At 54.2% G+C, this 24,925-nt stretch carries 17 protein-coding genes; 13 read left to right on the top strand and 4 right to left on the bottom strand.

Going from position 1 to position 24,925, the window contains the following annotated elements:
• Positions 1 to 24: 24 nt before the first annotated feature.
• Positions 25 to 1,098 carry a M42 family metallopeptidase gene (locus tag A8990_RS12905; RefSeq protein ID WP_116189453.1) on the bottom strand — a complete coding sequence of 358 codons (1,074 nt, stop codon included), beginning with the start codon at positions 1,096 to 1,098 and terminating at the stop codon, positions 25 to 27.
• Between the two features lie 205 nt (positions 1,099 to 1,303).
• Between A8990_RS12905 and A8990_RS12900 the strand changes: the two genes are divergently transcribed.
• The 4 genes from A8990_RS12900 to A8990_RS12885 all read left to right on the top strand — a co-directional run bounded on the left by A8990_RS12900 (position 1,304) and on the right by A8990_RS12885 (position 6,484).
• Complete coding sequence (locus tag A8990_RS12900) at positions 1,304 to 2,683, top strand: response regulator (RefSeq protein ID WP_116189452.1); 1,380 nt, start codon at positions 1,304 to 1,306, stop codon at positions 2,681 to 2,683.
• Between the two features lie 152 nt (positions 2,684 to 2,835).
• Positions 2,836 to 3,489 carry a hypothetical protein gene (locus A8990_RS12895; protein ID WP_181909551.1) on the top strand — a complete coding sequence of 218 codons (654 nt, stop codon included), beginning with the start codon at positions 2,836 to 2,838 and terminating at the stop codon, positions 3,487 to 3,489.
• A 1-nt stretch (position 3,490) separates the two neighbouring features.
• The gene (locus tag A8990_RS12890; protein ID WP_116189450.1) at positions 3,491 to 5,986 is read left to right on the top strand and encodes a cellulase family glycosylhydrolase; all 2,496 of its coding nucleotides are present in this window, start codon (positions 3,491 to 3,493) and stop codon (positions 5,984 to 5,986) included.
• A gap of 123 nt (positions 5,987 to 6,109) precedes the next feature.
• Positions 6,110 to 6,484: a VOC family protein gene (locus A8990_RS12885; protein ID WP_116189449.1), complete on the top strand. Its 375-nt coding sequence runs from the start codon at positions 6,110 to 6,112 to the stop codon at positions 6,482 to 6,484.
• 266 nt (positions 6,485 to 6,750) lie between these two features.
• Here A8990_RS12885 and A8990_RS12880 read toward each other — a convergent pair whose 3' ends face one another.
• Positions 6,751 to 8,883 carry a CBM96 family carbohydrate-binding protein gene (locus A8990_RS12880; protein ID WP_116189448.1) on the bottom strand — a complete coding sequence of 711 codons (2,133 nt, stop codon included), beginning with the start codon at positions 8,881 to 8,883 and terminating at the stop codon, positions 6,751 to 6,753.
• 314 nt (positions 8,884 to 9,197) lie between these two features.
• Here A8990_RS12880 and A8990_RS12875 point away from each other — a divergent pair, with 314 nt between their 5' ends.
• From A8990_RS12875 to A8990_RS12835, 9 genes are all read left to right on the top strand, one after another.
• The gene (locus A8990_RS12875; protein ID WP_116189447.1) at positions 9,198 to 10,847 is read left to right on the top strand and encodes a response regulator; all 1,650 of its coding nucleotides are present in this window, start codon (positions 9,198 to 9,200) and stop codon (positions 10,845 to 10,847) included.
• Positions 10,840 to 12,630 carry a cache domain-containing sensor histidine kinase gene (locus A8990_RS12870; protein WP_116189446.1) on the top strand — a complete coding sequence of 597 codons (1,791 nt, stop codon included), beginning with the start codon at positions 10,840 to 10,842 and terminating at the stop codon, positions 12,628 to 12,630. The genes A8990_RS12875 and A8990_RS12870 overlap by 8 nt, the downstream gene beginning before the upstream one ends.
• A 485-nt stretch (positions 12,631 to 13,115) precedes the next feature.
• Entirely contained in the window at positions 13,116 to 14,108 is a 993-nt protein-coding gene (locus A8990_RS12865; protein WP_116189445.1) for an ABC transporter permease, read from the top strand.
• 16 nt (positions 14,109 to 14,124) lie between these two features.
• Positions 14,125 to 15,009: a carbohydrate ABC transporter permease gene (locus tag A8990_RS12860; protein ID WP_116189444.1), complete on the top strand. Its 885-nt coding sequence runs from the start codon at positions 14,125 to 14,127 to the stop codon at positions 15,007 to 15,009.
• A gap of 83 nt (positions 15,010 to 15,092) precedes the next feature.
• Complete coding sequence (locus A8990_RS12855) at positions 15,093 to 16,721, top strand: extracellular solute-binding protein (RefSeq protein ID WP_116189443.1); 1,629 nt, start codon at positions 15,093 to 15,095, stop codon at positions 16,719 to 16,721.
• Positions 16,722 to 16,861: 140 nt separating this feature from the next.
• Positions 16,862 to 18,085, top strand: a complete 1,224-nt coding sequence (locus tag A8990_RS12850; RefSeq protein ID WP_116189442.1) for an enolase C-terminal domain-like protein — start codon at positions 16,862 to 16,864, stop codon at positions 18,083 to 18,085.
• Positions 18,086 to 18,111: 26 nt separating this feature from the next.
• The gene (locus A8990_RS12845; protein WP_116189514.1) at positions 18,112 to 18,957 is read left to right on the top strand and encodes an NAD-dependent epimerase/dehydratase family protein; all 846 of its coding nucleotides are present in this window, start codon (positions 18,112 to 18,114) and stop codon (positions 18,955 to 18,957) included.
• Positions 18,958 to 19,046: 89 nt separating this feature from the next.
• Entirely contained in the window at positions 19,047 to 19,793 is a 747-nt protein-coding gene (locus tag A8990_RS12840) for an S-layer homology domain-containing protein (RefSeq protein ID WP_245995994.1), read from the top strand.
• A 154-nt stretch (positions 19,794 to 19,947) separates the two neighbouring features.
• A complete protein-coding gene (locus A8990_RS12835) occupies positions 19,948 to 20,688 on the top strand; it encodes a Bax inhibitor-1/YccA family protein (protein WP_116189440.1) in 741 nt (246 codons plus the stop codon).
• A 658-nt stretch (positions 20,689 to 21,346) separates the two neighbouring features.
• Here A8990_RS12835 and A8990_RS12830 read toward each other — a convergent pair.
• Both A8990_RS12830 and A8990_RS12825 read right to left on the bottom strand, forming a co-directional pair.
• Positions 21,347 to 23,032: a response regulator gene (locus tag A8990_RS12830; RefSeq protein ID WP_181909550.1), complete on the bottom strand. Its 1,686-nt coding sequence runs from the start codon at positions 23,030 to 23,032 to the stop codon at positions 21,347 to 21,349.
• Entirely contained in the window at positions 23,004 to 24,842 is a 1,839-nt protein-coding gene (locus A8990_RS12825) for a cache domain-containing sensor histidine kinase (protein ID WP_116189438.1), read from the bottom strand. The genes A8990_RS12830 and A8990_RS12825 overlap by 29 nt, the downstream gene beginning before the upstream one ends.
• Between the last annotated feature and the right edge of the window lie 83 nt (positions 24,843 to 24,925).

Raw genomic sequence — 24,925 nt, 5'->3', positions numbered from 1 at the left:
AGGTCACTGCTCCTCCCGTGCGCATTAAGCACGGTCAATAATCGTCTGATACGTCGTCCGGTCGCATTTCTCGACGAGCTTCACGAGCAGCTCTTTCGCTGCATCGTAGTCGTCCGTGTGGAGCACGGATGCGGACGTATGGATGTATCGTGCGCACACGCCGATAACAGTCGACGGAATGCCACTGCCTTGCGTATGTACCGCGCCAGCGTCCGTACCGCCTTGCGAGACGAAGTATTGGTAAGGGATTTTGTGCGTATCCGCCATATCCTTCACATACTCCACCATGCCGCGGTGCGTCAGCATCGTTGGATCGTAAATACGCAGGAGCGCGCCGCGGCCAATCTGGCCGAACTGCGACTTGTCGCCGTTCATATCGTTCGCCGCGCTCGCATCCATGGCGAAGAACAGGTCCGGCTTAATCATCGAGGAAGCCGTCTTCGCGCCGCGAAGGCCGAGCTCTTCCTGTACCGTTGCGCCGGAGTAGAGCACGTTCGGCAGCTGCTTGCCTTTCAGCTCTTTCAGCAGCTCAATGGCAAGTCCGACGCCGTAGCGGTTATCCCAGGCTTTGGCCATAATCTTCTTCGGGTTCGCCAGCGGCGTGAACTCACAATACGGAACGGCCTGCTGACCGATGCGCACGCCAACCTCTTCGGCATGCTGGCGGCTGTCTGCGCCGATGTCGATGTACATGCCCTTCACATCAAGCGGCTTGCCGCGCGCTGCTTCGTCGAGCAGATGCACGGGCGTCGTGCCGATAATGCCGACGATCGGGCCGTTATCCGTCATCACTTGGATGCGCTGCGCCGGCAGCACTTGACTGAACCAGCCGCCAAGCGTCTGGAATTTGAGCATGCCGTTCTCGGTAATGCCCGTAATCATGAAGCCGACTTCGTCCAGATGGCCTGCCGCCATAATAACCGGACCGCTCTCGTCGCCGCGCATAACGCCAAAGATACTGCCGAGTCTGTCGGTTACAATCTCGCTCGTATATTTCTCAATTTCACCGCGTACAAAGCCTCTAAGCTCACGCTCGAATCCGGATGCCGCTTGAAATTCGGTTAGTGTCTTCATCAGTTCCATCGTTTCTTGATTCATGGCTTCAGTACCTCGCTATTCATATAATCTCGTGACGTAACCATTTTAACGCTTTTGGCAGCACGGGTAAACAAACCCGGAAGATCAGACAAAATTCAATGGATTCGGAACAGTTTTCCGCTTATTTTGAGCCGGGAAGCAGGTATAGTTAGAAGAGTGAGAATCGGCGTTCGTACCTTGGCGAGAGGGGAGAGATCCATTCCATATGATGAAGGCACTCATCGTAGACGACGATTATTTTGTGCGAAAATGTCTCATTCATACCATTCCATGGCAGGAGCATGACGTCGAAATTGTCGGCGAAGCGGAGAACGGCGAGAAGGCGCTCGCTTTCATGAAAGGCAGCGAGGTGAATCTGGTCATTACCGATCTGACGATGCCGGTCATGAACGGATTTGAACTCATTAAGCAGGTACGGCTCAAGCATCTCGGCACCTGGATCGTCGTCCTGACCTGCCACCGGGAATTTCAACTTATTCAAGAGGCCGTCCGACTTGGCGCCATTGATTATATTGTGAAAACAGAGCTCGAGGACGATACGTTGAACAAGTCGATCGAGCGTGTCATCGAACGCATACATACGGAAGAGTATCGCTCCGTAGCCGTGCTTGACCAGAAGCGGGAGGCGGCGGAGCCTTGGGCGTTGTTTCTGACTCCGGTTCGCCCAGCCGTGGATTGGGCACTGCCGATGCGACTCATCGAGCCAGTCGGCGAGAATTCAATCCTTGTCATTCCGCAGCAAGGCATCTATGTGCGGCAAGCGGATATGCTGGAGCCCTATCAACAGGAAGCGTCCATCTATTCGGAGATCGACCACAATCAGTGGATCGTCGTGCTCATTCGCGGCATTCGCCAAGTGACGGAGAGAACGACGGTACAACTGTTGACACGATACCGCGATGAGCGGCTTTTTTACGAATTCGGCTATGACAAGACGGGGTACGAGGTGGACTGGGGCACGTTAGAGACGCGCAGCCAGGAAGACGAGACGGCACTTGCGCTGCTAAGGCAGCAATGGCGCTCGTTCTATTGGATCTATAACGACGAAGCATTCCACTCCATGCTGCAAAAGGTTAATCTGCACCGCCCGAACGTGAAGCTGTGGATGGCTGATGTGCGTTCGACAGTTGCGCTATGGCGGCACCTCGATGCGATACCCGGCGCAGCGGGCTGGTACCGGGAGTGCGAACAGTTTCTGTTCTGGCAGCAGTGGGCGGAATGGCTCGGCGGCATTCGGATTGCGCTGCGGCATCATGAGCTGACGGAGGATGTGTGCATTGGCATTTTGCGCGCGATCGGGATGGTTTCGCAAGATTTGCAGGCAAGCATGAACCAGACGGAGGTTGCGAAGAAGGTTAATCTGAACCGCAGCTATCTGAGCCGATGCTTCAAGCAGTACGTGGGCAAGCCGTTCCAGGATTTGCTGAACGATCTGCGAGTGGAGCGGGCGACGCAGCTGCTGGAGACGACGAATGAACCGGTCTACCAAATCGCGGAGATGACGGGATTTCTGGACGAGAAATATTTCAGCAAGTTCTATAAGCAGCAAACCGGCAAATTGCCAAAGCATGTTCGTCAGAGCTAAAGCGAAAATTGTCATGTGAGCATCGGCGGTTCTCGTTAGAACAGACAGCTTTCATACGAAGGAGCAACAACTCCCTCATTATGCTGCCGGATACTCTCTCCTATAATTAGAGCATTCGCGAGTGATTAAGAGAGGATTGGTGCAAAATGGGGATGCTTAAAAAGATTTCGAAGATTGTGCTCCTGGTTATGCTAGTCACTGCTTTTAGCTTTGCTGGCTCTGGCTCTGGCTCCTTGCCGTTTCTTGCAAACGCTGCCAATGCGGAAGCGGCTGTACTCTACGAGGAAGACTTCAGTGGTACGACTCCAGCAGATTGGGCGATTTCGAGCACAGGCTCTGTCTCGGGCGGCGCACTTCATATTGGGGACTGGGCGAACTATCACGAGCAAGCGATTTATGGCGGAGAGACGTTTACGGGTCCGTACTCCTTCAGCGCGGATGTAAAGGCATCTGCATCATCCGGCAACTGGAACGCGACGCGTATGCTGTTTAACATACAAGATGACAACAATGGGTATGAACTGATTATTGGCAATAAGAACGATACGGCGGAATCGAACGTCGAGTTGGTCAAAAAAGTAAACGGCGTGGACACGACGATCGCCAATGGAGTTAACTACCCGCTGAGCAAAGCAGTGACAACGCTGCAGGTCGTTGTCGATAATGGCACGATTTCGGTTTACGCACGGCAAGGCAGCACGGTTACAACGATCATCGATCATCTGAGCGACAGCACGTTCAATGCGGGTCGAATCGGGATCGGAACGCGCAGTGCGATCGTAGATTTCGATAACGTGCGGCGTTAACGTGAACGGTCCGCGCTGGCCTTGGCTGCGCGATACGATTCAAGACGCGGATCTGATTACGAACGTGTGGAAATTCAATACCGTTCGCGTCAATATGTTCCCGAAGATGGAGAATTGGAACATTGCGGGCAACATGGATCTGGACGCGATCGTTGCAACGTTCACTTCCCGTCATGTCGTGACGATGATCGAGGATCATGATTTTACCGGCAGCTATCCTGCTGCTGCAGGGATTACGAACAGCGACGGCAGCTACTCGATGTCGCTCGCTGAAATTTCGGCGTACTGGGTCGATCTGGCGAACAAGTATAAGGACAACCCGTACGTATGGTTCAACCTGATGAACGAGCCTGGCCTTGGCGGATTAAGCGTCGACGCGTCCTCCGCACGCTGGAAGGAAGTGCATGATGCGATTATTACGGCCATCCGCAGCACAGGCGCACAGAACATCATCGTGCTGGACGGCCATAACTTCGGGCAAGAGGGCGGCTTCAAGAATCAATCGAATGACAGCGCGATTCTGACGAACGGGCCCTATTTTACCGGGAAATACAGCAATATCGTCTTCTCGCTTCATATGTACGACACGTGGATGGACGGCTTGAAACGGCTGAATGCGTACTTGGATACAGCGGCCGAGAAGGGGCTGGCGGTTATCGTTGGCGAATATGGCGCATCGAATAATGCGACGACAAGCGCAACTGCAGCGATGTTTAATGCAACCGTACCACGCGGCGTTGGCCGAATCGTATGGTCTTGGGGCAGTGAGGACGGCGGTTCCGACTTCGACTTGACGAAGAAGGAGACGACTACGCAGGGAGCAGGCTGGGAAATCGATCATACGGACGGTTCGAAGCCGACAAACCTGACGTGGATGGGCAATGTGGTGTGGGATGATACGCATGACGGATTGACGCTGCCCGTAACGACGGATATTCCGCTGCTCGTTAACGGTAATTTTGAAGCGGGACTCGATAACTGGTTGAACTGGTCAGGTGCGCTGGTCGGAACGGACAGTCACGGCGGGACCAAGTCATTCCATGTCGCTTCTGGTGCAGCTGGCGGCGGCGGTCAGTTTATCATCTTGAAGCCGAACACGACATACAAGTTCTCCGCATGGGGCAAAGTTAGCGGCACGCCGGAAGGCGGCAACGCTGCGGTTGGCGTACAGTATCGTCCGACCGAGACTTCGCCGGATGAGGATCAAATCAAGCATATTCTCGAGTTTACGGGTACGGATTGGACGCAGAAGGAAGTGACTTTCACGACAGGTGACGGCGCTGCTTCGGCGAATGTATTCATCTGGAAAGCAGCAACGAACGTCGATCTGTTCGTGGACGATATTTCACTAGCTGAGGTACCGCCAATTGTAAGCAACGGCGGGTTCGAAGGCGGCATGGACGGCTGGATGAACTGGTCGAATGCGGCAGCAGCGCCGGAAGGGCATACAGGCTTGCAGTCGTTCAAAGTAGCGGCGGGCGGAGCAGGCGGCGGCGGTCAGTACGTCACCGTGAAGCCGAACACGAGCTATAAGCTGACGATGTGGGGCAAAGTAAGCGGTGCGCTTGTGGACGGCAGCGCGGATGCGGGCTTCCAATACAGACCGACAGAGACGTCGCCGGACGAGGATCAGATCAAGTATTTCCTCACCTTCGACAGCACGAGCTGGACGAAGAAAGAAGTAACGTTCACGACTGGGGCGAGTGTGGCAGGAGCGAACGTGTTCATCTGGAAGTCGGCAGCGAGCGTTGATCTGCTGATTGACGATGTGCAGCTGGCTGAAATTTCGCCAGATGAAGTTGTAACAGATCCTGAGCCTCAGCCGTATGAATTCGTAGTTGATGCTGTTCATTTCAAGGGCGCAAACGGTGGCGAGGTTACCGAGCTTCCTGCAGGCGGCTTGTTGACGGCGGATGTGTCGGTGACTAGACAAGGTGCAAATCAGCCCGTAACAGTAGCGGTTGTATTGTACGATCCGAACGGCGAAGTCGTATCGTTATCTTTCGCTTCGAAGACGATGAAGGATGGCGAGAGCGACACCTTCACAGGCGGCTTTACACTGCCAGCGAATACAGCGGGCTACACGGCCAAAGTAGAGCTGTGGAACAATTTGCAGGAGAAGTCACCGCTAGCCGAAGCAATTGTGCTGCCAGGCGCAGCGCCAATCGATACGGTGGCGCCGTCTGCTCCGACAGGCCTTGCAGCGTCTGCAATTGGATCAACAACCCTCACCTTGTCCTGGAACGCAGCATCACAGGCCGATGGCGTGACGGGATATATCGTTAAGCAAGGAAATGTTGTCCTTGCTGATAATGTGACAGCGACGACGTTTGATGTGTCAGGGCTTGCGTATAATACTTCCTACACCTTCACCGTCATTGCCAAGGACGCGGCGGGAAACAACTCGGAGCCGGCGAGCATCACGGCAAAGACGACCAAAGGCAATGGCAACAGCAACGGTAACGGCAATGGGAATGGCAACGGGAAGAACAAATAAATAGCTTAGGAGCGTCGGCCTGCATGGGTCGGCGTTTCTCGTTAAGCAGCGATAATTCCGATTGTGCTTAGGAAAGAAAAACTCTATGATAATATCAAATGCGAATAGGGAGGATTTCCCAGTATGAGCAAAACAGCTATTGCAGGTCCAACAATGGTATTGCTAGTGCGAGATTTGGAGCGTTCCACCCAGTTTTACAAGGAGCTTGGATTCCAGTACGAATTAGTTGGCGGCCCGGATGTTCAGCATGTCCATATGAAACGGGATCAAGTGGCTTTCATTCTTCATGAAGCCGTTAATCCGCAGGATGTACGACCGAACTCCTCCGTTCAAGGCGGACTTTATTTCGATGCGTTCTGTTATGGGGACGTTCGTCAGTTGCTGGAGGAGATAAGAGAGAAGAACATTCCGATCGTAAGAGGACCGGACCTGAATGACTTCTTCAGCGAGTTTACGATAGAGGATGTAGACGGTTATCGGATTGCGTTTGGCGGATAGCGGGTAAAGGTAGCGCGGATAACTTTTAACGGACTCTAGTGACCTTATTTCGCCAGAAATAGTGCTTCAGAGAAAGTAACGGACACCAGCGCCGCTAATGCCCACTTTTTTGCACCAAATCGCCTGGTCTAGCTGAATAACGTCTCTGGAGTCCGTTAAAATTCCAGAGCACGATATTTACGCCGAATAGAGACTGTAGAGCCCGTTAGAGCATAAAAAGCCTTCCACCCCCAAGGGGCGGAAGGCTTCTTCCTCTTCAAAACCGATCAAGGATGCGCTGCGACCCAATCGGCGATCGCGCGATACTTCGGCGCGGCCGAGCTCGCTTGGCCGGTGAACTGCTTCGCGCCCCATGCGCCATCGGAGGCCCATGTGCCGGCGTTCGTGTAGTGATTGAACAGCACGAAGTACGGCGCGAACTTGTTCAGCATGTACGTGTACTCGGTGTAGATGTTCTGATTCGCGCTCCATTGGTCGGCGTGGTTCAGCAGATGCTGCCCGCCTTCATAGGTTCCGAGCTTGACGTTATACTTCTGCGCAATCGCAACTGCCGTCAGGACACGATCATTGAACGTGTTGTCGATCTCTTGATGGAACTGGCTTTGAATCGTCGGGCTTGCGCCGTCGAGACCGTTGCCGACATAAGGCGCGATCGCAATCATGTCCGCCTTCTGATTCGTCGGATTCCATGTCGTGCTGTTCACCACATTCGCATAGCCTTGGTCAAAAATATCATAGTTGCCGCTGAACGATGCTACCCGCATAACGCGAGAAGCCATCTGCGTGCCGAACACGTTCGCGAACTCGTTCCAGATGTGAACGGATCTGTACAGGCTGAACGCGCCGCCTTGATACCATTGGTTCGAGCCCGGCAGGCCGAGGGCAATGCCTTGGTCAAGCGTATATTGGAATTGGCTGAAGCCGCCGTTCCACGTTTCATTGGAGTACTCGACGTACACTTTCAGATTCGAATTGAGCTTCGTTTTGACCAGTGTCGCCAGCTGATTCGCATAGTTGTCATCGGTCATATGCGGCAGGGTGACCCACATGTCCTTGTTCGTCCGGTTGCACAGGTCGATCATCCACTCGTAAGCAAGCCCCGCGCGGATCGGATCGCTAGGCCCGATATAGCCGATATCGCTGTTGACCGGATCGGTCGGCAATCGGCGCTGCGACCAGGTCTGCACTTTGGAATTGTTCGTGCCGCCCCAGTCCATGAAGCGAAGCACCGAGTAAGGCGCAAGCTCGCTGATGAAAGTCGGGTTCCACACGTCGGTGCCGCTGGCATAAGCATTCGCCCAATCGACGTTCGACTTGAACGGCGTTTCGCCGCTCCATGTGCCCATGAACCAGAAGTTCGTGCCGATTTTCATCGTGCCGGACCCTCCATTGCCTCCCGTACCGCCATCGCCGCCAGTTCCCCCGGTACCGCCATTAATGATGAGCTCCGGCTTGTTGCTGCTCTCTCGTGAGGCGTACACTTCCCAGGAGCCGATATTCGAGCTGAAGCCGAACGTCACGGACGACGAGCCGGCTGTCAGCTTGCTCTGAACGGCTGACGTTACGTCGAACTCCACGTAACCGACGGCCGAGACGGCTTTGCTCGCAATCTGCGAACCAAGGCTTGGCTTCGTGCCGCCTTCGCTCCAGCTCTCCGTCGAGGCGCCGCTGACAATCAGATTATGATTGACCGCATGCGTCGAATGGTAGATTCGCAGCTTCGCACTCGTAACCGAAGACCCGACACCGCTCAACGAAAATTTCGTGAACATATTATTCCACTGGCTTACGTTCAGCGTCGCGTTCGTACCCGCCGCCACGTCGCTCTGGGTATCCGTATCCGCAACCGGATTCAGCGTCGACGAGGTCGTGCTCGGCGTAATCACTAGCTGCGGCTTATTCGTGCTCTCGCGGGACGAATACACCTCCCACGAGCCGAGGTTCGTGCTCAAGCCGAGCGTGACGGACGATGACGAAGCGCTGAGCTTGCTTTGCACAGCTGCCGTCACGTCAATCTCCACATAGCCGACGGCGGAGACCGCCGCGCTGGCAATCTGCGTGCCAAGGCTCGGCTTCGCCCCGCCCTCGCTCCAGCTCTCCGTCGAAGCGCCGCTGACAATCAGATTATGATTGGCCGCATGCGTCGGATGGTAGATTCGCAGCTTCGCGCTCGCAATCGAGCTCCCAACGCCGCTTAACGAAAATTTGGTGAAGATGTTATTCCACTGGCTCACATTCAGCGTTGCATTCGTGCCTGCCGCGACGTCGCTCTGCGTATCGGTATCGGCGACCGACGTCAGCGTAATGTCCCCCGCAGCTGCTGAGGTTGTTTCCTGGTGGTACAGAATGACTGACCAAAGAAGCGCAAATGCGAGAACAAGCGAAAACCACTTTCTCATCAATCTTCCTCCTTGTTTGTCTGAAATTCATTCCTAACCTTTTGTTCTCACATGAAGAGCTTACAAAATCCTTACACGAAGAGAATAGCAACTCCTCAAATCTCCGGTAAAGAGAAGGTTGTGCGCTGATGATAGGGGAATTGTGATTCATTTTGTCCCAGAAGGGAAATTTTTGATGACCGTCGAAATCCTTCCATACGATTCGTCTAGAATTGCCTAGGAAAGACAATATCCCCTCATTGCCCCCTCGAAAATCAAACGATAGAATGGGATGGACCAGGCAATAGACTCGGTAAAAAAGGGTGATGAGAACGATGTATCGCGTGCTGATTGTGGATGATGAGAAGGAAATCCGGGAAGGACTGCGGCTGCGCTTCCCATGGTCGGATTTCAGCATCGACCTGGATGAGGTCTACACCGCCGACGACGGCGAATCGGCGCTGCTGCTTACCGAAGAACTGAACCCGGACATGATTGTGACCGACATTAAGATGAGCCGGATGTCCGGTCTTGAGTTTATTCAATCCCTTCGCCAGCGCGGGGGCTTCTCGGGCAAGTCGATCGTCATCAGCGGCTACGACGACTTCGATCTCGTGAAGCAGGCGATGCAGCTTGGCGCCATCGACTACGTGCTGAAGCCGATCAATATCGACGAGCTGTCGCAGGTCGTCACGAAGGCGGTCGGCCAAATCCGCGAGGAGCGTCTTGACAAGCAGAACAAGCTGCTGCTGGAGAATCAGGTTCATTTTGCGCTGCCGAAGATGCAGGAGGAAATGCTCCGCGAAGCTGCGGAGAACGAGTACAACCCGTACTGGGAAACGCGCATGATGCACAGACTTGGCAACCTGCAGTTGGAATGGCTGACGCAGCACAATCTCGCGCTCATGATCATCGAGGTCGATGATTTGAAGGCGATCGATCAAGGCAGGCTGTACCGCAAGGAGAAGGAGCTTGTCCTCTTCGGCATCAGCAATGTCGTGAAGCAGACGCTGGAGGAAGATTATCGCTGTCCATCCGCGCTCTATTGCGATGCGAAGTCCAGATTCGTTATCGTGCTTAGCTGTATGCAGCAGGAGCAGCTTGCGCGCATTAAGGATATCGCCGTTACATGCATCGATCGGATTAATGGCTATGTGAAGGTCAAGGTAAGCGTTGGACTCGCCTCGTCGATCGGCGGCATTAAGCAGCTGCATAAACTGTTCCAGGAAGCAACGGACGTGCTCGAGCATAAGGCGGTTTACGGCGGCAACCGGCTGCTGGTGAGGCAGGATATCGGCGTCGACGCGGAATTTTGCGAAGTGTCGCTTAGCAATTTGAACGAAGTGATGGACCTGATCCGATACGGTTCGATAGACGAAATTCGGACGGTTATGCAAGCGTTTTCGGACTTCGTGCGGACCTGGTCGACAACCCATATCAGAGATATTCAGCAGAAAATATTCGAGTGGCTGCTGGAGTTATTCAAGAAAGCCGCCGCCGCAGGGTGGAAGGAGCGCAGCTGGGAGAAGAACCCGATCGCGATTTGGGATCAGCTGGAGCAGTACGACACGCTCGACTCGCTGCGCGTGCAGGTAGAGAGCTATGTGCTCGCCATTGCCGAGGACTTGCACAATCAGCTGGTGCAGCAGCCGCAGAGCCAAATTATTTCTGAAGCGGAGAAGTTCATTCAGCGCAACTATGCGGATAATCTGACGCTGCATACCGTATCGCTTGAGGTGCACGTGACGCCGGTATGGCTGAGCAAGCTGTTCAAGAAAGAGAAGCGGCAGACGTTCCTCGAGTACTTGACCGAGGTGCGCATCGAGAAGGCGAAGGAGATGCTGAGCGACGTCAGCAACAAGATCTATCAGGTGTCGCAAGAGGTCGGCTATCGCGATCCGGTTCATTTTACGAAGCTGTTCAAGAAGAATGTCGGACATACGCCAAAAGAGTACCGGAAGCTGAGAGGGATCAACGATGAGTAGCTACTCCATGCAGCAGGCCGCTTCCTTGCGGAACAAAGTAATCGCCATGTTCTTCCTCATCATCATCGTGCCGTTCCTGCTATTCGCCTACTATGCGCATATCAAGTCGGTTGAAGGCATCTCCAACGCTAACGCATCCTTCTCGATGGACTACATGCTGCAATCGAAGCGGAACCTCGATCAATATTTGAACCAGCTCAATGATCAAATTAACGGGATCATCGGAAATGTGAAGTTTCAGTCGCTGATGGAGCAATCGATGAAACCAACTATTGATGAGAGTGCGTTCATCTCCGGCATGACGCTGCTGCTTGACCAGAATAGATCGTCAGTTGACGCGTTCAGGGTGCGGGCATTTCCGATTAATCCAAGCCAGCATCCGCTGTATTACCGTACGCTGGATGAGCCGCAAGGCTTTACGGAGTCTGCCTGGTTCAGAAGCGCGCAGACGACGGTTACGCCGATCTGGCATCTGTTCATGCCAGGGGAGAGCACGTATTTTCGCCCGATGCTGTCCAAGATCAAGCGCTTCACGGGGCTGAACGATCAAATTCCAAGAGGCATCGTCATCGCGGACTTGACGGAGGATCAGCTCAAGCGCTACATTACGCCCTCCCAGCGGATGAAGGGGCAGCGAATGTTTCTGACGACGCGCAGCGGGCAGGTGCTCTATGATTCCAAGGACAATGAGCTGACCGGCAAGCTGATTCATTCCGCGCCGCTTATCCAGTCGATTGGCACAACGCCGCAGAAGGCGGAAACGCTCACGATTGATGGGGAGAAGCAGCTCGTCACGTATGTGAGACTGGATAGCGAAGGATGGATGCTGATCAGCACGACGCCGCTGGAGCAGCTGACGCATCCGATTCAAGAGATGGATAATCTGCTGGTGCTGTTTCTCGTCATTTACTTGCTGTGCTGTATCGGCGTTATTTTCTATATGACCGTCTATTTCACGGCACCGCTGCACCGGCTTGTCCGTTCCATGCGCAAGCTGGAGCAAGGGGAGTTCCAATTCGGCCTGCCGCAGTCGGACCGGAGGGACGAGATCGGCTGGCTGTACCGCGGCTTCAATAGTATGACGGGCAAAATCCAACAGCTGCTCGATCAATCGACACAGGCGGAGCGGGCGAAGAAGGAACTGGAGTTTCAGGTGCTGAGCCACCAGATCAATCCGCATTTTCTGTACAATACGCTGGAGTCGATCCGGTGGAAGGCGGAGTATCACAATATGACCGACATCAGCGAGATGGTGTCGTCGCTTGGCAATTTGCTGCGGCTCAGCCTCAATCAGGGCAAGGAGATTACGACTGTTTCGCGCGAGATCGAGCAGGTGAAAGCCTATGTCCGTATCGAGCAGGCGCGCCTCGGCAATCCCGTGCGGGTGCTTATCTCCATCGATGACGAAGTGCTGCATGCGCCGTTCCTGCGCCTGCTGCTGCAGCCGCTCGTCGAGAACGCGATCCATCACGGCATCCGCAGCAATCCCGAGAAAGGGAAGATTATGCTGACCGGGCGCAGGGAAGGCGGCGATATCGTCATTGAGCTGAACGATAATGGAGCAGGCATTCCGGATGCGGTGCTGCAGGAGCTGTCGCTGCCCGAGCAGCCGAAGAGAGCGAGGAGCAAGCGCCGCGGCGTGGGCTTGCGCAACGTGAACGACCGGCTGCGCCTGTCGTATGGCGAAGCCTACACGCTGCAGATCGAGTCGAGCGGGAACGGGACGCGCATCGTGCTTCGGCATCCGATTATTGAAGCGGAGGGCGAGCAGCAGTCCGGCTGAGGTAGGTCAGTAGGAGAGGAATGAGGCACAAATGGCCGGCGTTTCGCTGAAACGCCGGCTTTTTCTCTAAATGCAGCCTCTCCGGGTATCAACGATTTGCTCTAACGGTTGTCCGAGCGGCTATTCCGTGTAAAGTGCGGCTTTTGAAATTTTAACGGTTGTGACAGCGGCTATTTGAAGCCCAATGGCCAATTCTCGGTGGAACATCACCCAATAGGCGAGCTGATAACCGTTAGCAAATGTAATAGAGCTTTTGGAGCCAATTAGGCGCTGTTACAACCGTTAGAAGTCGAAGAGCGGCTGAATGAGGCTGAAAGAGGTTGAGAGCGGCTGAGAGCGGCTGAGAGGTAAGGTTCGTATTCGTATTCGTATTTTCGCAGAGGCTAATCTTATACTACAAAGTTTAAGTTTGGCTCATAGTTTACGAATGCTTCATCCCTTATGCTTGAATTACATTGAACAACGAACAAGAAAGGGAACTGCCTATGAAATCGATAAGCGAAACCGCAAACGCGAACGTCCCGAAGCCGGTTGCCGCTGCCCCTGCTTTCCGCACAAGGAATGGATTCATCAAGGATCTCATGCGGAATCACTCGTTGTATATCATGTTCCTCCCCGTCGGCTTGCTGCTGCTCGTCTTCAACTACCTGCCGCTCGCCGGACTCATCATCGCTTTCAAAAACTATGACTTCGACGGAGGCATCTTCGGCAGCGCCTGGGCGAAGCCGATCCTGAACAACTTCGACTACCTGATCTCTTCGGATGCCGCTTACCGCGCGGTCCGCAACACGATCCTGCTGAATGCGCTCTTCATCGCAGTAGGTCTGGTGTTCGAGGTCGGACTGGCGCTGATGATCAATGAATTGCGCAATAAGGTGTTCAAGCGGGTCACGCAGTCCATCACGTTCTTGCCCTTCTTCATCTCTTGGATCGTCGTCGGCGTGTTCACGTACAACCTGCTCAACTACGAGAACGGCGCGATCAACCGCATTGTCGAGTACTTCGGCTTCCATCCGATTGACTTCTACAGCCAGCCGGGGCTATGGCCGCTTATTCTAACGATCGCGATCCGCTGGAAAGTAACCGGGTACGGCACCATTATTTATTTGGCGGCGCTCGCGGGCATTGACAACTCGTATTATGAAGCCGCTTCCATCGACGGCGCGTCGCGCTGGCAGCAGATCCGCTACATCAGCATCCCGATGCTGAGACCGACGATTATTATCTTGACGCTGCTTGCGGTCGGCCGGATCATGAACGCGGACTTCGGAATGTTTTACGCGATGGTCGGCGATGCTTCGCTGCTCTATCCAACGACAGACGTTATCGATACGCTCGTTTACCGCTCGCTCCGCAAATCAGGCGATATCGGCATGGCTTCCGCAGCCGGCTTCATCCAATCGACCGTCGCCTTCGTCCTCGTACTGGGCAGCAACTGGGCGGCACGCAGAATCGACAAAGATTCGGCGATCTTCTAAACAAGGAGGCGGCACAATGCCAGTCAAACGATTCTCAATCTCGCAAACGGTCATCATCCTCATCATTACACTCTTCAGCGTCGCCTGCCTGCTGCCGTTCCTTATGGTTATTACAGGCTCGCTCGCAACGGAGAACGATATTATTAATAACGGTTACTCGCTGTTCCCGCGGCATATCACACTCGTTTCCTATAAAATCCTGCTGCTCGGCTCTAACCGAATCATCGATGCATACGGCATCAGCTTGCTCGTCACCGTAGTAGGGACGCTGCTCTCTGTGCTGGTTAATAGTCTCGGCGGCTATGTGATGGCGAGACGATCTTTTAAGTACCGGAACATCCTATCCGTCTACGTGATCATCACGATGCTGTTCAGCGGCGGACTTGTGCCATGGTACATCGTCTGCGTCAACTATCTGCATCTGAAGGACACGATTCTCGCGATGATTCTTCCGCCGCTCGCAGGCGCGTTCAATATGTTTCTGATCCGCAACTTCCTGCTGTCCATCCCGGAGGATATCTACGAATCTGCCAAAATGGACGGTGCCAGCGAATACCGCATCTACTACCAGCTGATATTGCCGCTGTCGAAGCCGGTGCTCGCAACGGTCGGCCTGTTCGTCGCCCTCGGGTACTGGAACGACTGGTTCCTCGGCCTGATGTTCGTCGATAAGCAGGAGTATCAGCCGCTTCAGCTGCTGCTGCGGACGCTCGTCTCGAACGTCGAGTTTCTGCGAAGCTCCAGCAATGCCATCGATATGCAGCGCGTTGCTGCCCAATTGCCCTCGGAGTCCATTAAGATGGCGCTCACCGTTGTCACCATTGGACCTATCGTATTCCTGTACCCGTTCCTGCAGCGGTATTTTGTCCAAGGACTCATGATTGGCGCAGTGAAAGGTTAAGCGGACTATAGCGGCTTAGCAGGGACTGATCACCCCTTCAGGCTGGATAGTATAAATCAACGACTCAAGGGGAGAGGTAGAAGATGAAGAAGACGCGTACCAGACTTCCATTGCTGCTTACGGTTATATTGACGCTCACGCTGCTGCTGGCGGCATGCGGCGGGAATTCCGGCAACAACGCGAGCAATAATGCGGGAGGCAATAGCGGCACGACAGATAATTCCTCTACTGCGACGAATGACAGCACGAATGCGACGACAACCGATACTACGAACTCTAGCAATGCTGCTGCCGATAACTCGAGCAAGGCGCAAGAGGAAGTGACGCTTAAGTTTTATTTTGGCGGCGATAAGAAAGCTGCAACGGATGAAGTATGGTCCGCGATCAGCGACTATTTGAAGACGAAGGGCCTCAACGTGAAGTTCGATATCAACTTCATTCCGTTCGGCGATTTCAAGGATAAGATGCTCGTTATGGCGGCTTCCGGCGACAAATGGGATATGAACTTCGACGGCGACTGGCTGTCGTATAAGCAAATGGCGGCAAAAGGCTCCTACATGGCGCTGAACGACCTGCTGCCGAAGTACGCACCGACGCTGTATAAGAAGTACGAGGATCAAGGCACGCTTGCGGCTGCAACGGTAGACGGCAAGATTGTCGGCCTCCCTTGGACAATGAGCATGAACCAACGGAAGTATGCGGCGTGGCGCCAAGATTTGACCGACAAAGCAGGCATAACGCCAGCACCGGATTCCATTAAGACCATCGAAGACCTGGATGTGTTCCTCCACAAGCTGAAGGAAGCGTATCCGAAGGATAAGCTGTCCCGTTCCACGCCGCTCGGCATCTACATGCAGCGCGATGAGTGGGTTGACCTTGGTTTCCATGGCATGGGCTTCTACCTGAACGATCCGGCTGTGAAGATCCAACCGGTTGAACAACAGCCGTTCTACAAAGAAGCAGCACTCATGTCGAAGAAGTGGTACGACGACGGCATCCTGAACCGCGACGCAATGATCGATAAGGAAGACGGCGCAGCGCAGTGGAGAAACGGCAAAATGTTCTACACCGACTCCGACCATGAATGGGTCAACGCAGATCCGGGCTTCGCAGATCCGTCCTACAAGCTGGGCAGCTCCCTGCTCTACCCTGACAAGAAGTATGTGAACCGTACTGCGCTTGCGAACGTGGTTGCGATCAACCGCAACTCCGAGCATGCGGACCGTGTCCTGCAATTCCTGGATATGCTCGAAACCGACCAGCAGCTGTATGACATGGTTCAATACGGTATCGAAGGCAAGACCTACGTGCTGAAAGACGGCGCGGCTAATTATCCGGACGGCATGCAGACAACGACGAGCAACTACATGGAGTGGGGCGGCCAATGGGCGTTGTGGAAGCCGCAGTTCATGCGTCCAAACCCAGCTTACGGCAAAGACTTCTGGGTTCACGAGGCGGAGTTCGCAGCACTGCCTGTTAACGTGAACTCGCCGGTTGACGGCCTGTTCATCTCCGAAGACAACATCAAGAACGAAGTGGCGAAGCGTGACCAAGCGGTCGAGGAGTTCAACAAGCCGATCGAATTCGGTAACGTGAAGGATGTCGAGAAAGCCGTTAACGACTACATCGAGAAGCAGAAGAACAACGGTCTGGATAAAATCATGTCGGAAGCGCAGAAGCAAATCGACGCTTACTTGGCATCGAAAAAATAACGGTTAAATGTCCGCGCCTTCTGGTTTAGGGGGCGCGGATTTTATATGCAAAACCCCTTTAACCGTTTTTTGGAAACGAATACAATAGAGACAACAGATGGATCAGTCACGAATCATGAGGAGATTCGGAGGTATCGAAGGTGGCCAAAATTACAGGCGTGAAGTGTATTCGCACACGGCATGATGGCAGCTGGACGATTGTGAAGGTGACGACGGATCAGGACGGTTTATATGGCATTGGCTCGGCGACGGATATCTTCAATCCGGAGGCGGTCGTTCAGGTGGTGGAGCAGCTGTTCGCACCGCTTCTGATCGGGAGAGACCCGAGCCGGATCGAGGATATTTGGCAGACGCTGCATCAGAGCGGCTATTGGCGGCATGGCTCCATTACGCAGACCGCTATCGGCGGCATCGATATGGCGCTGTGGGATATTAAAGGCAAGGAAGCGGGCTTGCCGGTTTATCAATTGCTTGGCGGCGCATGCCGAGCGGCTGTGCCGTGCTATGGTCATGCGGACGGCAGAGATCAATCGGAGCTGGAGGAAGCGGTGCACCGGTATAAGGAGGAAGGTTACACTGTTATCCGCTGTCAGCTCGGTTCATATGGCGGGGGCGGCTTCTTGAAGGATAATGTGGCTAATTTGCCAGAATCGCACTGGTCGACTGGCGCGACATTCAGTGAGCCGACGTACTTGAATGCGATACCGGAGATGTTCGAGAAGCTGCGGGTGAAGTTCGGGGGCGATATTCAGTTCACGCATGATGTTCATGAGCATTTGACGCCAATTGGCGCGGTACAGCTGGCGAAGCGGCTGGAGCCGTACAGCCTGTTCTTCTTGGAGGATGTGCTGCCGCCGGAGCAAATCGGCTGGTACCGTCATTTGCGCCAGCAGACGACGACGCCGCAAGCGGTCGGCGAGCTGTTCGCCAATCCGCATGAATGGACGGATCTCATCGTCGAGCGGCTGATCGATTTCATCCGCGTGCGCGTCTCCAAGGCAGGCGGCATTAGCGCTTGCCGCAAGATTGCTGCGCTCGGCGAGAACTTCGGCGTCCGCACCGCATGGCAGGAGGGCGGCGAGAACGACCCGGTGAACCAGGCGGCAGCGGTGCATCTGGACCGTGCGGTGTGGAACTTCGGCATTCAAGAGATTAATCACTTCAAGGATGCGGAATGCGAGGCTTTCCCTGGGCATGTTGCGCGCAAGGGTGGGTACCTGTACTTGTCAGAGAAGCCGGGGCTTGGCGTCGATATCGATGAAGAGAAAGCGGCGCTGCTTGTCGATGAGAAGTGGAATCGGGCGTCGTATCACTATCCGTATCCGACAGACCGTAAAGCGGACGGGACGCTGGTGCGTCCGTAAGGAATGAAGGAATGGGGGCGAATACGATGAAAACGATCGCAGTAACAGGCGCAAGCGGCAAGCTTGGTTCGCGCGTCGTCGAGGAGCTGCAGCGGCAAGGCTATCAGGTCGTTGCACTGGATAACCGCCGGAGTGACAAGCTGCGCTGCAAGCAGATCACGGTGGATCTATCGCAGCTCGGCCAAGTAATCAGCGGGGTGAACGGTGCAGAAGGGATTATACACTTGGCGGCGATCCCATCGCCTACTGGCTTTGCGTATGAGCATATTTTCGCAAACAACGTGAACTCGACGTACAACGTGCTCGAGGCGGCTTCGATCCTAGGCATCAAGAAGGCGGTCATCGGTTCAAGCGAGTCGTCGTATGGCTTCTGCTGGGCGCCGACCGCGTTCGACCCGCATTACCTGCCGGTCGATGAAGCGCATCCGCAGATCCCGCAGGAGTGCTATGGGCTGTCGAAGGTTGTGAACGAGCAGACGGCGGAGACATTCAATCGTCGCAATGGGATGCAAGTCTCTTCGATGCGGTACTCGACGATCCTCACATCGGATGAGCTGAAGTCCATACGCCAAAGCTTCGCCGAGCCTGAGCGTTTCAAGAGAACCTTGTGGAGCTACATCCATGTCGATGATGCCGTCTCCGCAACGGTGGCGGCACTGGTCGCCGATGGCCTCGGCGCCGTGTCGCTCGGCATTACGAGCAGCGATACGCTGAGCGACTGGGAGACGGAGCGACTGCTCGAAGCATTCTACCCCGATGTGCGCGACCGCCGGAAGCGCTTCGAGGGGCGCGAAGCGATCGTCAGCAACGCGCTCGCCCAGCGCTTGCTGAATTGGAGCCCGACGCGTTCGTGGGAGAATGTGGAAGAATAGATTTGCATGTTTTGAGGTGCCTCGCCTGCTCCGGATGACGGAGCGGGCGGGGTGACAAAAGTGTTGAAGTTTCTAAATTCAACATCTATGTGGAACGAACGATTGCATTGCCGGAAGGCGTGGATCCGAGCAAAATTACGACTGGTGTCGTTGTAGAGCCGGATGGAATTGTGCGACATGTGCCTACTAGGGTGGAGCAGCGGGATGGCAAGTATTATGCGATTATTAACAGCTTGACCAACAGTACTTATTCCGTTGTATGGCATCCTCTGACGTTCAGCGATGTATCGAACCATTGGGCGAAGCAGGCTGTCAACGATATGGGTTCGAGAATGGTCATCAATGGAACGGGCGAGGATCAGTTCAGTCCGAACGACAATATTTCGCGCGCGGAATTTGCGGCAATCCTTGTTCGAGGATTGGGATTGAGGTTGGAGAACGGCGCTTCGGGATTTGTCGATGTGAAGGAATCGGATTGGTATAACGATGCGGTCAAGACCGCAGCTGCCTGCCAGCTGGTACAAGGCTTCGAAGACGGCATGTTTAGACCGAATGGCACAATCACGCGTGAGCAAGCCATGACGATGATCGCCAGAGCGATGAAAATTACCGGACTAACGGATCAGCTTGCAGATCAAAATATTGTCGATACGCTTCATGGCTATAAGGATGTCGAAGCCGTTTCGGATTGGTCGGCTAGCAGCGTGGCTGCATGCGTGCAAGCGAGTGTTGTAACCGGCAAGCCTGGACAACTACTTGCCCTTGATCAGTTCATTACAAGAGCAGAAGCGGCTGCCATTATGGAGCGACTGCTGCACAAATCAGGATTAATTTAATTGGACGACTAAATTCGTATAGGACGAGCTCCTTTCAAGTCAGGCATGCGAATGTCTCTTGAAAGGGGCTTGTTTTGTTTATATGGCATGAAATAGACAAATCAATGCTATAATGATGACAAGCTACCAACTATACCTATGAGGTGATGGAACCATGATAGGCCGCAGTGGGAATCCCACATTGAATGACAAAACTTTTGAGAAAACAAGTAATTATTCCAGTGCGAACCGGATGACGATCGACGGGACGGTCAACAAGTCGTTCATTACGCTGGCGATCCTCCTAGGCGGGGCCTTCGCTACGTGGTCAATGTATTTCAAAGGCCAGAACGTGCTTCCGCTAGTGGTGGCAGGAGCGCTCGGCGGGTTTATCCTCGCGCTTGTGATCAGCTTCAAGCCGACAACGGCGCCGTTTCTAGTGCCAATCTATGCGGCGCTCGAAGGCGGCTTCCTTGGTGCTTTATCCGCAGGCTATGAGGCGAAGTACCACGGCATTACGCTGCAAGCCGCGCTCATCACGATGTGCGTGTTCTTCGCACTTCTGGTCGCGTACAAGACGAGGCTCATTCGCGCCACGGAGAACTTCAAGCTCGGCATATTCGCAGCTACCGGCGGTATCGCGCTTGTCTACCTCGTTAGCATGGTTCTTGGGATGTTCGGCGTAACCGTGCCGTACTTGCATGACAGCACGCCGCTTGGCATCGGCATCTCGCTCGTCATTGTGGTAATCGCAGCACTGAACCTCGTGCTGGATTTCGATTTCATCGAGCAAGGCGCAGCGCAAGGCGCGCCGAAGTACATGGAATGGTACGGAGCGTTCGGCCTCATGGTGACGCTCGTCTGGCTGTATATTGAAATTCTTCGTCTTCTCGCGAAGTTCCGCAGCCGGGACTAATTGGAAGAGCGGAACTGAGTACCACACATTGCTGATGGCACAGCCGTTCAGCACAAGAGTGTACTCCAGGTAGCTTCATTGGCGGGGAACCGTCGAAGTTAGCTCAAGAGAGTACTCCAGGTAGCTACATTGGCAGGAAACCGTCGAAGTTAGCACAAGAGAGTACTCCAGGTAGCTACATTGGCGGGAACCCGTCTAAGTTAGCTCAAGAGAGTACTCCAGGTAGCTACATTGGCAGGAACCCGTCGAAGTTAGCACAAGAGAGTACTCCAGGTAGCTACATTGACGCAAAACCGTCGAAGTTAGCACAAGAGAGTACTCCAGGTAGCTAGATTGGCAGGAAACCGTCGAAGTTAGCACAAGAGTGTACTCCAGGTAGCTTCATTGGCGGGAAACCGTCGAAGTTAGCACAAGAGAGTACTCCAGGTAGCTTCATTGGCGGGAAACCGTCGAAGTTAGCACAAGAGAGTACTCCAGGTAGCTTCATTGGCGGGGAACCGTCGAAGTTAGCAAAAGAGAGTACTCCAGGTATCTACATTGGCGGGAACCCGTCGAAGTTAGCACAAGAGAGTACTCCAGGCAGCTACTTTGGTGGAAAGAAGCAATTTAACAAGCCTCGCCCTTTCATCAAGAAAAGGCGAGGCTTTTTATCATCCATCTATACCCGATAAGCCGACGGACTGACGCCCGTCACCTTCTTGAACACATTGCAAAAGTAATTCTGGTCCTCGTACCCGACCAGCTGCGAGATGCGCGCGATCTTCAGCGTCGTCGTGCGGAGCAGCTCCTTCGACCGATCGATGCGCACGCGCGTTACATAGTCGCTGAAGCTGACGCCGGCGACGCTCTTGAAGCGCTTCGAGAAATAGTTCGGGTGAATGTAGTAGTTGTCGCTCACCCATTGCAAGGACAAGTCCTCCGCATAATGCTGCTGCACATAATGCTGCACGCTCTCGATAATCTCGTCACAGGAGCGCTCGACGCCGCGGTCGAGTACGCTATTCAGCCTTCCGAGCTGCTGCTCGATAATCGCAATAATGTCGCGCCAGTCCGACAAATTCTCGAGGCTCGCAATCGGCGTGCCGAGACTCCAGTTCGGCAGATCGATCGCCGTCTTCGCGGCATGCTTGCGAAGCATGTGAATGATCTCGGTATACAGGTACTCCACCTGTTCATACCGTGCATCCGGCGATTCCGCCAGAGAGTGGAACAGCTGCGCGGCGTAGTCCGAGAACTCGCGATGCCGCCCTTCCTCCAGCATCGCGGTCAACCCGCGCTCCGCCTGGTTCAACAGCTGCGGATACGCCGCCGCTCCAGCTCCAACTCCCGCACCTATCCCACCAGACCCGCCAACCCCAGCGCTCGCACCACCAGCTCCAGTAACCGACCCAGCCCCAGCACCACCGCCCGCCGCATCCGTATACACATTGCCGTTGCCGAACAGCAGCCGGTTCTGCAGCGCCTTGCGCGCTTCCAGGCAGGAAAGCCGCAGCTGCGTCAATTCTGCTTTCACGCCGCCAACACCAACGGAAACAATAAGGCCGAGATGCTGACGAATCCAGCCTACCGTTTCCGTCAACGTCTCCACAACGCGCCTAAGGTCAAGTGCGTCTCCCATAGAGCCGAGGAAGACGACAATCTCTTCCGAGTGATAGGCATGCTTGAACGCGATGATTTCAATCGGAAGCGCACCGAGCGCATTCTCGATGCTGTTCTGTACGGCGAACCTAGCAAGCGGCTCATCATTATCGCCGAACCGCGAGTTCTCGTTGCGGTACACGATGCGCACCGATGCGCCTGCGAACGAGCTGCTGCGCACGAGCGGGGCCGGAAGCCCATCCCAGCGGGCGTCCTGCTCCGAGATGAGATGCGTCAGCTGGAAGTCCAGCGGCTGCAGGTTGCTCTGGCGAATCATCTCGTTCAGCTCATTGAGCTTGGAACGGTCCGCCTCCTGCTGCCGCTCCGCTCGCAGCTCCTCGACTAGCCCCGCGAGCAGCACATGCAGCTTTTCCTTGTCGATCGGCTTGAGCAAATAATCCTTCACATTATAGAGCAGCGCCTCGCGCACATATTCGAACTCGTTGAACCCGCTAATGATGACGAACTTCACGTTCGGGAAGCCCACTCGCGCTTGATTAATGAATTGAAGACCATCCATGCCGGGCATTCTCACGTCGGTGAGGACGATATCCGGCTGACATTTGACAAGCTGGAACATCGCTTCGAACCCGTCTCCGGCTTCACCTGCCAACTCAAGTCCCAGCGTCTTCCAATCGATTTTGCGTATAAGACCTTCCCGCAGCAGCGGTTCATCTTCAACGATGAGCACCTTCATCCGTTTCATCTCCTCCTGCAGTCTGCTTCGGCAGTACAAAATAAATCCGGGTGCCGACGCCTGGTTTACTGTCAATCTCAACCTGCGGGTCGCTGTCATAGTACATTTGAATGCGCCTGAACACATTCGCGAGTCCGATCATGGTGCGGGAGGAGGACTGTCTGGACACGATATCGCTTGGATTGCTCAGCTTGCGGTGGAAGAGCTCGATCATGGCAGGGTCCATGCCGACGCCGTTGTCTTCCACGATTATTTTCAGAGACGATTCATTGAGACTGCCTATCGTGACATGCACGGACTTGAAGCCGACCTTCTGCTCCAGACCATGAATAATCGCATTCTCCACAAGCGGCTGGATGAGAAACTTCGGCAGGATCAAATCTTCAATGCCGGGCTCCACATCAATCTCGTAAGCAAACAGCTTGGCAAATCGGATCTGATAGATGGAGAGGTACTGGTTCAGATGCGTGATTTCTTCCTGCACCGTGGCAAGACTGCCGCCGTTCAAGTTGTAGCGGAGCATGCTCCCAAGCGCGATACAGATATAAGAAACCCGCTCATCGCCGTCGATGGAGGAGATGCTGTCGATCGTGCTTAACGTGTTGTATAGAAAATGCGGATTAATCTGCGTTTGCAGCGCCTTAATCTCGGCTTCTTTCTTAAGCAGCTCCGTCTCGTAGACTTTGGAGATGAGGGTGCTGATCTCGGAGGTCATTTTGTTAAAGCTATGCTGAATGGTTGACAGCTCGTCATTACCTTTAACCTCAATCGTTGCGCCGAAATCACCCATCTCCACCTGCTTCATCTTCTTATTCAGCTCCTTGAGCGGACGGGTAACGCCTGCGGCAATGAGCGAAGCGAGCAGCATCGCAATGAGGAAGCTGATGATCGCGACGATGAGCAGGATATTGCGGAACGTGTTCACCTTCTGCAGCACTTGATCGAGCGGCACGCTGCCGAGGACAATCCAGTCGCCGGCCTCCAGCCGTTCATAGTAGCCGATATACGTCTTGTTCTTGTTCATATAGCGGAAGTTCACGTAGTCGTTAGACCTCGCTGCCTGCTTGTAGGCGGCGAACAGCGGGCTTCCGGCGATGGACCGGCCAATGTCCCCTTTGTTCTGCGTAAAAATAATGCGTCCTGTTCGGTCTGCGATGTAATACTTGCTGCCGTGGTCATTTTGCAGGCCGAGTAGTATATTCTCCAGCACGCCGGGGTCCATATCGATCTTGATGTAGCCGATCGGGCGCTGCGCATTCATCGTAATGCGTTTCAGCAGCTGAATATAGCTGATGGATTTGACGGGAGTTACCGTCGTGCTGATGGTGGTGTGGGAGACCGTCCAGAACGGAAAGCCATCCATCAGGAGCGCTTTAGCGTTCAGCTTCTCCAGCTCCCGATCCAGCAGAGCTTTAACCGTCGAATTGTAATAGTAATAGCTGGAGAATTGCGTCCCGTCCAAGCGGGTGATCGCGATGAAGGAGATGAGCGGATTCTGCACCTTCTGGGAAGCCAGCTTGTTGCGGTAATATTGCTCATTGTCGAAGTTCGGGGGACCATCGAGAAATTTCTGCAGCGAAGGATCGCTGAAATAGCTGTAGCCCGTATTCGCAATCGTTTTGAAATGCAAATTCAGCGTCTCGACCGTTTGCTCGGTCATTTTCTCAAGGCCTTGCAGGGTGGAGTCTTCAAGCTCGCGGCTCATGATGCGGTAGTAGGAGTAGCCCATGATAATGGCTGTGAGGCTGATGACGATGAAGAAGGAGAGAATCATTTTGCTGCGAAACTGCATGTTCAGGTTGGAGAATCGAGAGCACATTCGTTAGCAGACCCCCTAGCAGCTGTAACCGCTTTACCGTTGCGATTGTATTCGACAAATTCGGCCGGTTTCCTTTTTTTAGG

This window comes from Paenibacillus taihuensis, from assembly GCF_003386535.1.
Taxonomy (GTDB): Bacteria; Bacillota; Bacilli; order Paenibacillales; family Paenibacillaceae; genus Paenibacillus_Z; species Paenibacillus_Z taihuensis.
This window is presented reverse-complemented; position numbering and strand designations above follow the sequence as displayed.

Coding starts and splice junctions, on each gene's coding strand:
- A8990_RS12905 (WP_116189453.1), bottom strand. CDS start 1,098: ATGAATCAAGAAACGATGGAACTGATGAAGACACTAACCGAATTTCAA.
- A8990_RS12900 (WP_116189452.1), top strand. CDS start 1,304: ATGATGAAGGCACTCATCGTAGACGACGATTATTTTGTGCGAAAATGT.
- A8990_RS12895 (WP_181909551.1), top strand. CDS start 2,836: ATGCTTAAAAAGATTTCGAAGATTGTGCTCCTGGTTATGCTAGTCACT.
- A8990_RS12885 (WP_116189449.1), top strand. CDS start 6,110: ATGAGCAAAACAGCTATTGCAGGTCCAACAATGGTATTGCTAGTGCGA.
- A8990_RS12880 (WP_116189448.1), bottom strand. CDS start 8,883: ATGAGAAAGTGGTTTTCGCTTGTTCTCGCATTTGCGCTTCTTTGGTCA.
- A8990_RS12875 (WP_116189447.1), top strand. CDS start 9,198: ATGTATCGCGTGCTGATTGTGGATGATGAGAAGGAAATCCGGGAAGGA.
- A8990_RS12870 (WP_116189446.1), top strand. CDS start 10,840: ATGAGTAGCTACTCCATGCAGCAGGCCGCTTCCTTGCGGAACAAAGTA.
- A8990_RS12865 (WP_116189445.1), top strand. CDS start 13,116: ATGAAATCGATAAGCGAAACCGCAAACGCGAACGTCCCGAAGCCGGTT.
- A8990_RS12860 (WP_116189444.1), top strand. CDS start 14,125: ATGCCAGTCAAACGATTCTCAATCTCGCAAACGGTCATCATCCTCATC.
- A8990_RS12855 (WP_116189443.1), top strand. CDS start 15,093: ATGAAGAAGACGCGTACCAGACTTCCATTGCTGCTTACGGTTATATTG.
- A8990_RS12845 (WP_116189514.1), top strand. CDS start 18,112: ATGAAAACGATCGCAGTAACAGGCGCAAGCGGCAAGCTTGGTTCGCGC.
- A8990_RS12835 (WP_116189440.1), top strand. CDS start 19,948: ATGATAGGCCGCAGTGGGAATCCCACATTGAATGACAAAACTTTTGAG.
- A8990_RS12830 (WP_181909550.1), bottom strand. CDS start 23,032: ATGAAACGGATGAAGGTGCTCATCGTTGAAGATGAACCGCTGCTGCGG.
- A8990_RS12825 (WP_116189438.1), bottom strand. CDS start 24,842: ATGTGCTCTCGATTCTCCAACCTGAACATGCAGTTTCGCAGCAAAATG.